This is a genomic window from Klenkia soli (assembly GCF_900103975.1).
In the GTDB taxonomy this organism is placed as follows: domain Bacteria; phylum Actinomycetota; class Actinomycetes; order Mycobacteriales; family Geodermatophilaceae; genus Klenkia; species Klenkia soli.
The window spans coordinates 367,827-377,490 of sequence record NZ_FNIR01000004.1 but is presented as its reverse complement, the minus strand read 5'-3'; the positions used below and the strand labels follow the sequence as shown (position 1 = coordinate 377,490).

Genomic DNA, 9,664 nt, shown 5'->3' with positions numbered 1-9,664 from the left:
ACTTTCCTCCAACCACCAGGCGGTGAAAGAAGAATATCCGGTATTAGCACCAATTTCTTGGAGTTATCCCAGAGCTGAGGGCAGGTTGCCCACGTGTTACTCACCCGTTCGCCACTAATCCACCAGCAAGCTGGCTTCATCGTTCGACTTGCATGTGTTAAGCACGCCGCCAGCGTTCGTCCTGAGCCAGGATCAAACTCTCCGTAGATGAATTCAGATCCAAGGCCGAGAACCAAGAGTTGGCACTCTCGATATCAATCAACCCAACACCCACCCCACCAAAGCAGGGAGGGGATCAAACATATGGCACTGACTTTCGGCACGCTGTTGAGTTCTCAAAGAGCGGACGCGCGGACAACCCGGCCCGAGGGCCTTCGTGAACGGCTTGGTTTGTCCTGCTCGGCGTCTCGGGCCCGGCCTCGCGGTCGTTCCCGGCGCAGAGAGAAAGTTACGCCACGGGGTACGGCTCGTCAAACCCGGGGGGTCCCCGATGTGACCCGCAGGGGTCGATCCGGGGTGCCGGCAGCGACGAACCGCAGGTCAGCGCGTTCCGATGCGGCGGCGTCTACGACGCACGTCACGCGGATCCGGTGTGTCGGGGGCTGTCCGGGACCGTGTCGGGGGCCAGCACGACCCCCGACGAACGCCTCAGAGGCCCAGCAACGACTCGATCCCGATCGTCAGCCCGGGCCGGCGCTGGATCTCCCGCACGGCCAGCAGCACGCCCGGCATGAAGGACGCCCGGTCGTACGAGTCGTGGCGCAGGGTCAGGGTCTCGCCCTGGGTGCCCAGCAACACCTCCTGGTGCGCCACCAGGCCGGCCAGCCGGACGGCGTGCACCGGCACGCCGTCCACCACGGCCCCACGGGCACCCGGCAGCGACGACCCCTCCTGGGTCGCGTCGGGTGCCGGCGCCATGCCGGCCGCGCGCCGCGCCTCCCCGATCAACTGGGCCGTGCGGGTGGCCGTGCCGGACGGTGCGTCGACCTTGGCGGGGTGGTGCAGCTCGACCAGCTCCACGGAGGAGAAGAAACGGGACGCCTCAGCGGCGAACTTCATGAGGAGGACGGCACCGATGCCGAAGTTGGGGGCGATCAGCACCCCCAGGTCGGGCTTGGGCGCCAGCCACTCGCGAACGGTGGCGATCTTGGCCTCGTCGAACCCGCTGGTGCCGACGACGCAGTGGATGCCCTGGTCGATGCAGAAGCGGATGTTCTCCATGACCGACTCGGGCCGGGTGAAGTCGACCGCGACCTGGGCACCGCCGTCGGCCACGTTGAACAACCACTCGCTGCCCTCGACCATGGCCACGAGCTCGAGGTCGTCGGCCTCGTTCACCGCGCGGCAGACCTCGACCCCCATGCGGCCGCGGGCGCCCAGGACGGCGACCGAGGTGAGCGGCGCCTCGGGGGCGGGAGCGGGGGCGGGGCTGCTGGAGGTCATGTCGGGCACTCTCACCAACGGCGGACGCCGACGCAACCCCGGCGGGATCAGCTGCGGGGACGGGCCCGTTCCACCAGGCGCCACGCGACCAGCCCCACCAGCACCCCGACGACGTCGGCGAGCCAGTCCCCCAGCGACGCGTCGCGCTGCACCAGATCGGTGGCCTGCAGCGCCTCGCTCACCGCGGCGTAGAGCACCATCAGCCCGGCGGTGACGGCCCGGCCGACGCCGGCCCACCGTGCCGTGAAGGCCAGCGCGGCGAACAACGCGCCGTGCACGACCTCGTCGATCCCGTACGGGGTGGGCGGGACGTCGCCCGGTGGTGCGAAGAGGACGGCGAGCGACACCAGCACCGTGACGACGAAGGCGCCCCGGGCCAGTGCCCCGTGCTCGACGAACCACGACCTCATGCCGTCAGCTTCTCCAGGTCCTTCTCCCGGTAGGGCCCGACCACGGCGAGTGCGGTGGGCCGGGCGAGGAGGTCGGCGGCGACCGCCCGCACCGCGTCGGTGCCGACGGCGTCCAGCCTGCGCAGCACCTCGGGCAGCGGCAGGTACTCCCCGTAGGACAGCTCGCTCTTGCCCAGCCGGCTCATGCGCGACCCGGTGTCCTCCAGCCCCAGGACCAGACCGCCCTTGAGCTGGCCGATGCCGCGCGCCACCTCGTCGTCGGTGATGCCGTGCGCGGCCACCTCGCCGAGGGACTCGCGGATCAGCCGCAGCACGTCGGGCACCCGCTTGGGGGCGCACCCGGCGTACACGGAGAACACCCCGGTGCCGGCGTAGTGGGTGAGGGACGAGCCGACGCTGTAGACCAGCCCGCGCTTCTCCCGGATCTCCTGGAAGAGCCGGGAGCTCATCCCCCCGCCGACGGCGGCGTCCAGCACGGCCGCGGCGTAGCGGGCGTCGTCCAGCCGGCCCATGCCGACCGAGCCCAGCAGGAGGTGGGTCTGCTCGGTCCGCCGGTGGATCAGGCCGGTGCGGCGGACGGGGACGGTGCCGACGGCGTCGTCCCCGGCACGGAGCGGATCGGGCCGGTGGTCGCCGGACAACCGGTCGCCGAACGCCTGCCGGACCAGGTCGAGCACCTGCGCGTGGTCGACCCGGCCCGCGGCCGCCACCACGATCGACGGGGCGGCGTACCGCTGCCGGTACCAGCCGTCGACGTCGTCCCGGGTGAGCGACTCGATGGAGCCGACGGTGCCCAGCACCGAACGACCCAGCGGGGTGTCCCCGAACAACGTCTCGGCGAAGAGGTCGTGCACGGCGTCGGCGGGCTCGTCGTCCCGCATGGCGATCTCCTCGAGGACCACCGTGCGTTCGGACTCGAGGTCGGGCGCCGTGTTGAGTGCGTCGGTGACCAGGTCACCGAGCATCGTCACCGCGAGCGGCAGGTCGCTGGCGAGCACGTTGGCGTAGTAGCAGGTGTGCTCCTTGGCGGTGAAGGCGTTCATCTCACCGCCGACGGCGTCCATGGCCGTCGCGATCTCGAGCGCGCTGCGCGACCGGGTGCCCTTGAACAGCAGGTGCTCCAGGAAGTGCGAGGACCCGGCCAGCGCCGGCGTCTCGTCCCGGGAGCCGACGCCCACCCAGATGCCGACGGTCGCCGAGAGGACGCCGGGCATCAACTCGGTGATGACGCGCAGACCGCCGGGCAGCTCGGTGCGCTCCACGCGTCCGCCGAACTCGTCGACGTCGAGGACCTCGGTGTGCCCGACGGCCACCGGGGTGGGCGCGGCCGCAGCCGCACCCACCCCGGTGCCGTTCAGGCTGGTGTCAGGCAGCGTCTTGAGCCCTGTCACTCACCCGCGGGGGCGGCGGCGGCCTCGGCCGGGGCCTCGGCACCGCCCTCGACGACGGGGACCAGGCTGATCTTGCCGCGGGCGTCGATGTCGGTGATCTCCACCTGGAGCTTGTCGCCGACGTTGGCGACGTCCTCGACCTTGGCGATCCGCTTGCCGTTGCCCAGCTTGCTGATGTGCACCAGGCCGTCGCGACCGGGCAGCAGCGAGACGAAGGCACCGAAGGCGGTGGTCTTGACGACCGTGCCCAGGAACCGCTCGCCGACCTTGGGCAGCGTCGGGTTGGCGATCGCGTTGATCCGGTCGACCGCGGCCTGGGCCGAGGGGCCGTCGGAGGCGCCGACGTAGATCGTGCCGTCGTCCTCGATGGTGATGTCGGCGCCGGTCTCGTCCTGGATCGCGTTGATCATCTGGCCCTTGGGCCCGATGACCGCGCCGATCTTGTCGACCGGGATGCGCACCGTGGTCACCCGGGGGGCGAACGGGCTCATCTCGTCGGGGCCGTCGATGGCCTCGAGCATGACGTCGAGGATGTGCAGCCGGGCCGCGCGGGCCTGGGTCAGCGCACCGGCGAGGACGTCGGAGGGGATGCCGTCGAGCTTGGTGTCCAGCTGGAGAGCCGTCACGAAGTCCTTGGTGCCGGCGACCTTGAAGTCCATGTCGCCGAAGGCGTCCTCGGCACCGAGGATGTCGGTCAGCGCGACGTACTGCGTCTTGCCGTCGACCTCGTCGGAGACCAGGCCCATCGCGATGCCGGCGACCGGGGCGCGCAGCGGCACACCGGCGTTGAGCAGCGACAGGGTGGAGGCGCAGACCGAGCCCATCGACGTCGAGCCGTTGGAGCCCAGCGCCTCGGAGACCTGGCGGATCGCGTACGGGAAGGCCTCGCGGTCGGGCAGCACGGGCAGCAGGGCCCGCTCGGCCAGGGCCCCGTGGCCGATCTCGCGGCGCTTGGGCGAGCCCACGCGGCCGGTCTCGCCGGTGGAGTACGGCGGGAAGTTGTAGTTGTGCATGTAGCGCTTGCGGGTGACCGGGTTCAGGGTGTCCAGCTGCTGCTCCATGCGGAGCATGTTCAGCGTGGTGACGCCCATGATCTGGGTCTCGCCGCGCTCGAACAGCGCCGAGCCGTGCACCCGCGGGAGCACCTCGACCTCGGCCGACAGCGGCCGGATGTCGGTGACGCCGCGGCCGTCGATGCGCACCTTGTCACGCAGGATGCGCTGGCGGACGACCTTCTTGGTCACCGCGCGGAAGGCCCCGGAGACCTCCTTCTCGCGACCCTCGAACTGCTCGGCGAGGGCGGCCTTGACCTCGTCCTTGAGGGCGTCGGTGGCGTCGTCGCGCTCGGCCTTGCCCGGGATGGCCTGGGCGGCGGTGAGCTTCTCGGTCGCGTGGGCCTCGACGGCGGCGTAGACGTCGTCCTGGTAGTCCAGGAAGCGGGGGAAGTGCGCCTCGGGCTTGGCGGCCTTGCCGGCCAGGGCCGACTGGGCGTCGCACAGCGCCTTGATGAAGGGCTTCGCGGCCTCGAGCCCCTGGGCCACGACCTCCTCGGTCGGGGCGGTGGCCCCACCGGCGACGAGGTCGATGGTCTTCTCGGTGGCCTCGGCCTCGACCATCATGATCGCGACGTCGCCGTCGGGCAGCACGCGGCCGGCCACGACCATGTCGAAGACGGCGTCCTCGAGCTCGGCGTGGGTCGGGAAGCCGACCCACTGGCCGTTGATCAGCGCGACGCGGGTGGCGCCGACCGGGCCGGAGAAGGGCAGGCCCGACAGCTGGGTGGACGCCGAGGCGCCATTGATCGCCAGCACGTCGTACAGGTGGTCGGGGTCCAGGCTCAGCACGGTGATGACGACCTGGACCTCGTTGCGCAGGCCCTTGGCGAAGGTCGGGCGCAGCGGGCGGTCGATCAGGCGGCAGGTGAGGATGGCGTCCTCGGAGGGCCGGCCCTCGCGGCGGAAGAACGAGCCGGGGATCTTCCCGATCGCGTACATCCGCTCCTCGACGTCGACCGTCAGCGGGAAGAAGTCGAAGTGGTCCTTGGGCTGGCGGCCGGCCGTGGTGGCCGACAGCAGCGTGGTGTCGCCCATGGTGGCGACGACGGAGCCGGCGGCCTGCTTGGCCAGCCGACCGGTCTCGAAGGTGATGGTGCGGGACCCGTAGGACCCGTTGTCGATCACGGCGGTAGCGGTGAAGACGCCGTCCTCGTCGTAGTCGACGGCGTCGGTGGTGGGTGCGGACATCGTGTCCTCTTCCTGCGCCGCATGCGGCGGCGCCCTCTTGGTTCGGCGGCGGTGCACCGGGTGGTCCCTGGGACCGGTCTTCGATCGAAGCCCTCGGGCTGCGGGGCGTACGCCAGCCGCATCCCGGGGGCCACTACCGAGGACCGGGCCGTGCGCGGAAGCCGCGCGACCAGGGCCGGGCGTGGCCGCCTGGGCCCGTGCGACGGGTGCCGCACGAGTGAGGGGACCGACTCCGCGGTGCGGAGCGGTCCCCTCGACTGGCTAGCGGCGCAGGCCGAGCCGCTCGATGAGCGAGCGGTACCGGTTGATGTCGGTCTTGGCCAGGTAGTTCAGCAGCCGACGACGTCGGCCGACCAGCAGGAGCAGGCCCCGCCGGCTGTGGTGGTCGTGCTTGTGCATCTTCAGGTGCTCGGTCAGGTCGCTGATCCGTCGGGTCAGCATCGCGACCTGCACCTCGGGGGACCCGGTGTCGCTCTCGACCGTGGCGTACTCGGTCATGATCTGCTTCTTCGTCGCGCTGTCGAGCGCCATATGGTGCCTCCTGGGCAGGTCACGTGTGGCCCCCGGTCGGTGTCACGGGGGCAGCATGCACACCCGCCGGTCGCCCGGCGGTCACCCCAGGTTACACGGTGCCCAGGACCCGACGGGTGTCGAGCACGTCCTGGTCCATCTGGGCGATCAGGGCCTCGACGCCGGTGTAGGCCACCATCGGGCGCAGCCGTTCGGCGAACTCGACGCCGACGTGCTCGCCGTAGAGGTCGCCGGTCCAGTCGAGCAGGAACGCCTCCACGGTGCGGCGGGTGCCCTGGAAGGTGGGGTTGGTGCCCACGGAGATCGCCGCGGGGAAGCGCTCGCCGCTGCCGCCGCGGGGGTCGCGGCGCACCAGGTGACCGGCGTAGACGCCGTCGGCGGGGACCGCCGTGTAGGGCGGGGACTCCACGTTCGCGGTCGGGTACCCGAGGTCGCGCCCGCGCTGGTCGCCCTTGACGACGACGCCGTCCACCCGGTGCGGCCGCCCCAGCGCCCGGGCCGCCGCACCCAGGTCGCCGGCGGCGACGCTGGCCCGGATGTAGGTGGAGGAGATGGTCACCTCTCCCCCGCCGGCGGTGTCGGCGGCGAGGTCCAGGCCCTCGACCGCGAAGCCGAACCGGCGCCCCTCACGGGTCAGCGACGCGACGTCGCCGGCCGCACGGTGGCCGTAGCTGAAGTTCTCGCCCACCACCACGGCCGCGGCGTGCAGGTGCTCGACCAGCACGGTGTGGGTGAACGACTCCGGCGACAGCCGGCTGAACTCGGGGGTGAAGGGCAGCACGCACATGGCGTCGACGCCGAGCTCGGCGACCAGCTCGGCCTTGCGGTCCCCCGACGTCAGGATCGCCGGGTGCGAGCCCGGCCGGACCACCTCGGCCGGGTGCGGGTCGAAGGTCAGCAGCAGCGCGGGGCGGCCCAGGCTCCGCGCCCGGGCCACCGCCGCACCGATGAGCTGCTGGTGCCCCCGGTGCACCCCGTCGTACATGCCGACCGTGACCACGGTCCGCCCGAGGTCACCCGGGGTGGCCTCCAGGCCGCGCCAGCGCCGCACGCTCAGCCCGCGGTGACGGTGTGCCGCCAGCCGTGGTCGTCGGCGACCCGGCCGTGCTGGATGTCCAGCAGCCGCTCGCGCAGCGCCATCGTGACGGTGCCCGGCGTGCCGTCGCCCACCGAGAAGTCACCGGTGCGGGCCTTGACGTCGCCGACCGGGGTGATGACCGCGGCCGTGCCGCAGGCGAAGGTCTCGGTGATCGACCCGTCGGCCACCCCGGCGCGCCACTCCTCGACCGAGAACTTGCGCTCGGTCACCCGGTGGCCCAGCTCCTGCGCCACGGTGACCAGCGACTCGCGGGTGATGCCCGGCAGCAGGGTGCCGGTGAGCTCGGGGGTGACCAGCTCGGCGTCGGCACCCGAGCCCAGGACGAAGAACAGGTTCATCCCGCCCATCTCCTCGACGTACTTCTTCTCCACGGCGTCCAGCCACACGACCTGGTCGCAGCCGGCCGCGATGGCCTGCTCCTGGGCCAGCAGGCTGGCGGCGTAGTTGCCGGCGCACTTGACGTCGCCGGTGCCGCCGGGGGCGGCCCGGATGTAGTCCTCGGACAGGTAGACCGACACCGGCTGGACACCGCGCGGGAAGTAGGCGCCGGCCGGGCTGGCGATGACCACGAACAGGTACTCCGACGCCGGCCGCACACCCAGGAACGGCTCGACGGCCAGCTGGTAGGGCCGGATGTAGAGGGTCTGGTCCGGGCCGGTGGGCACCCAGTCGCGGTCGGCGTCGACCAGGGCGTCGACGGCGGCGACGAACCCCTCGGCCGGGACCGGCGGCATCGCCATGCGGACGGCGCCGCGGGCCATGCGGGCGGCGTTCTGCTCGGGCCGGAAGATCGAGACCGACCCGTCGGGCTGGGCGTAGGCCTTCAGACCCTCGAAGATCGACTGCGCGTAGTGCAGCGCGGCGGTGCTGGGGTCCAGCTGCAGCGGGGCGTAGCCGGTCAGCTTCGCCTCGGTCCAGCCGCGGCCGGCGACGTAGCGGGCGATGACCATGTGGTCGGTGAAGACCTTGCCGAAGCCCGGGTCGGCCAGCAGCTGCTCGCGCTCGGCGGCCGAACGGCGGGGCGCCTGCTCCACCACCACCGGCACGCCCTCGGCGAAGGTGCGCGAGGAGGTGTGGCTGGGGCTGAGCGTGTCGGTCATGGCTCCCACTTCGGATCGGGGACGACGTCGGGCCCGTGCCCGACAGCCCGAGACTAGTCCCGCTCCCCCGGCCGGGCGCCCACCGCGGACCTAGGCTCGGGTGCATGTCACCCGCGGACACACCCTGGACCTCGACCCGCGTCCGCCGGGTCCGGGTCCGCCTGCACGGCCACGACCTGCACGCCCGCATCGGCGGCACGCAGGGGCCGGTGCTGCTCCTCGTGCACGGGCTGCTCGGGTCCGGCGCCAGCTTCGGGCCGGCGCTGGACGAGCTGGCCCGCACCCACCGGGTGGTCGCACCGGACCTCATGGGCCACGGGGAGTCCGAGAAGCCGCCCGGCGACTACAGCCTGGGGTCCTTCGCCACCCAGGCGCGGGACCTGCTGACCGTGCTGGGTGCCGGGTCGGCCACGGTGGTGGGCCACAGCCTGGGCGGTGGTGTCGCGCTGCAGTTCGCCCACCAGTTCCCCGGGCTGGTCGAGCGGTTGGTGCTGGTGGACTCCGGCGGTCTGGGCCGGGACGTGTCCCCCGCCCTCCGCGCGGTGACCCTGCCCGGCGCGGAGTGGGTGCTGCCGGCGGTGTTCAACCGCTTCACCCGGGCGGCCGGCCGCCAGGTGCTCCGGCCGCTGCAGCGCTGGACCCCGCCGGGTACGACGCAGGTGGTCACCGGGTTGGACACCCTGGCCGACGCCGACGCCCGGGCCGCCTTCGTGCACACGGCGCGGGCGGTGCTCGACTCCGGTGGTCAGCGGGTGAGCGCCGCCGACCGGGTCTACCTCGCCGAGGCCCTCCCGCTGCTGCTGGTCTGGGGCGCCGCCGACGCCGTCATCCCCGTGCGGCACGCCCACGAGCTGCACGCGCTGCTGCCCGGCAGCCGGCTGGAGGTCTTCGCCGGGGCCGGGCACTTCCCGCAGGTCGACGACCCGGGCCGGTTCGCCGCCGTCGTCACCGACTTCGTGGCGACGACGGCGGACCAGGTGCTCACGCCGGCCGAGCGCGAGGAACGCTGGGCCGCCGCCGTCCGCGGTGCGACGAGGATCGAGGACGCCGCCGAGGCCGACCCGCTCACGCCGTCGGGGACGCCTGCGTGACCACCTCGAAGGACCACACCGTCGACCCCGTGGCGGCCGGCCCCTGCCCGCCGGCGTCCGACCGCGCCTGCGCGTGACCGCGGGCGAAGTCCTGACCGTCCTGCCACGCCTGGAAGTCGGCCTCGCTGCGCCAGCGGGTGTAGACGAGGTAGTCGTCGGTGCCCTCGACCGGCCGGAGCAGCTCGAACCACTCGAACCCGTCCGAGGACTCGACGGCCCCGGCCCGGTTCGCGAAGCGCTGCTCCAGGCGCTCCCGGGCCTCGGCCGGCACGGTCAGGACGTTGATCTTCACGACGCTCATGGCAGCTCATCCTGCTCCGCCGCGGACGGCGGCCTCCGGACGGGGGACGGGTGAC

9 protein-coding genes and 1 rRNA gene are annotated in these 9,664 nt (G+C 72.4%); 1 reads left to right on the top strand and 9 read right to left on the bottom strand.

Features of this window, described 5'->3' with window-relative positions; all coding sequences use genetic code 11:
- The 8 genes from BLS67_RS08580 to BLS67_RS08545 form a co-directional block, all read right to left on the bottom strand.
- Window positions 1–208 (bottom strand): 16S ribosomal RNA (locus tag BLS67_RS08580); the annotation flags it as partial.
- A gap of 440 nt (window positions 209–648) precedes the next feature.
- A complete protein-coding gene (dapB, locus tag BLS67_RS08575; RefSeq protein WP_091242996.1) occupies window positions 649–1,443 on the bottom strand; it encodes a 4-hydroxy-tetrahydrodipicolinate reductase in 795 nt (264 codons plus the stop codon).
- A gap of 47 nt (window positions 1,444–1,490) precedes the next feature.
- Window positions 1,491–1,853, bottom strand: a complete 363-nt coding sequence (locus BLS67_RS08570) for a hypothetical protein (protein ID WP_091242993.1) — start codon at window positions 1,851–1,853, stop codon at window positions 1,491–1,493.
- Complete coding sequence (locus BLS67_RS08565) at window positions 1,850–3,244, bottom strand: M16 family metallopeptidase (RefSeq protein WP_242653929.1); 1,395 nt, start codon at window positions 3,242–3,244, stop codon at window positions 1,850–1,852. Before BLS67_RS08565 ends, BLS67_RS08570 begins: the two co-directional genes overlap by 4 nt.
- The gene (locus BLS67_RS08560) at window positions 3,241–5,487 is read right to left on the bottom strand and encodes a polyribonucleotide nucleotidyltransferase (protein ID WP_091242989.1); all 2,247 of its coding nucleotides are present in this window, start codon (window positions 5,485–5,487) and stop codon (window positions 3,241–3,243) included. The genes BLS67_RS08565 and BLS67_RS08560 overlap by 4 nt, the downstream gene beginning before the upstream one ends.
- A gap of 261 nt (window positions 5,488–5,748) precedes the next feature.
- Complete coding sequence (rpsO, locus tag BLS67_RS08555; protein ID WP_091242986.1) at window positions 5,749–6,018, bottom strand: 30S ribosomal protein S15; 270 nt, start codon at window positions 6,016–6,018, stop codon at window positions 5,749–5,751.
- Window positions 6,019–6,109: 91 nt separating this feature from the next.
- On the bottom strand, window positions 6,110–7,069 hold the full coding sequence (locus tag BLS67_RS08550) for a bifunctional riboflavin kinase/FAD synthetase (RefSeq protein WP_091242984.1): 960 nt from the start codon (window positions 7,067–7,069) through the stop codon (window positions 6,110–6,112).
- Between the two features lie 2 nt (window positions 7,070–7,071).
- Complete coding sequence (locus BLS67_RS08545) at window positions 7,072–8,217, bottom strand: branched-chain amino acid aminotransferase (protein ID WP_091242981.1); 1,146 nt, start codon at window positions 8,215–8,217, stop codon at window positions 7,072–7,074.
- Between the two features lie 104 nt (window positions 8,218–8,321).
- Between BLS67_RS08545 and BLS67_RS08540 the strand changes: the two genes are divergently transcribed.
- Window positions 8,322–9,308: an alpha/beta fold hydrolase gene (locus BLS67_RS08540; protein WP_091242977.1), complete on the top strand. Its 987-nt coding sequence runs from the start codon at window positions 8,322–8,324 to the stop codon at window positions 9,306–9,308.
- On the opposite strand, the gene BLS67_RS08535 is transcribed toward BLS67_RS08540, so the two are convergent.
- Complete coding sequence (locus BLS67_RS08535; RefSeq protein ID WP_091242974.1) at window positions 9,283–9,609, bottom strand: antibiotic biosynthesis monooxygenase family protein; 327 nt, start codon at window positions 9,607–9,609, stop codon at window positions 9,283–9,285. The two genes, BLS67_RS08540 and BLS67_RS08535, sit on opposite strands and share 26 nt — an antisense overlap.
- Between the last annotated feature and the right edge of the window lie 55 nt (window positions 9,610–9,664).

Bases quoted from the DNA above. Each gene is read 5' to 3' on its own strand.
- BLS67_RS08560 (WP_091242989.1), bottom strand. From the start codon at position 5,487: ATGTCCGCACCCACCACCGACGCCGTCGACTACGACGAGGACGGCGTC.
- BLS67_RS08545 (WP_091242981.1), bottom strand. From the start codon at position 8,217: ATGACCGACACGCTCAGCCCCAGCCACACCTCCTCGCGCACCTTCGCC.
- BLS67_RS08540 (WP_091242977.1), top strand. From the start codon at position 8,322: ATGTCACCCGCGGACACACCCTGGACCTCGACCCGCGTCCGCCGGGTC.
- dapB (WP_091242996.1), bottom strand. From the start codon at position 1,443: ATGACCTCCAGCAGCCCCGCCCCCGCTCCCGCCCCCGAGGCGCCGCTC.
- BLS67_RS08535 (WP_091242974.1), bottom strand. From the start codon at position 9,609: ATGAGCGTCGTGAAGATCAACGTCCTGACCGTGCCGGCCGAGGCCCGG.
- BLS67_RS08570 (WP_091242993.1), bottom strand. From the start codon at position 1,853: ATGAGGTCGTGGTTCGTCGAGCACGGGGCACTGGCCCGGGGCGCCTTC.
- rpsO (WP_091242986.1), bottom strand. From the start codon at position 6,018: ATGGCGCTCGACAGCGCGACGAAGAAGCAGATCATGACCGAGTACGCC.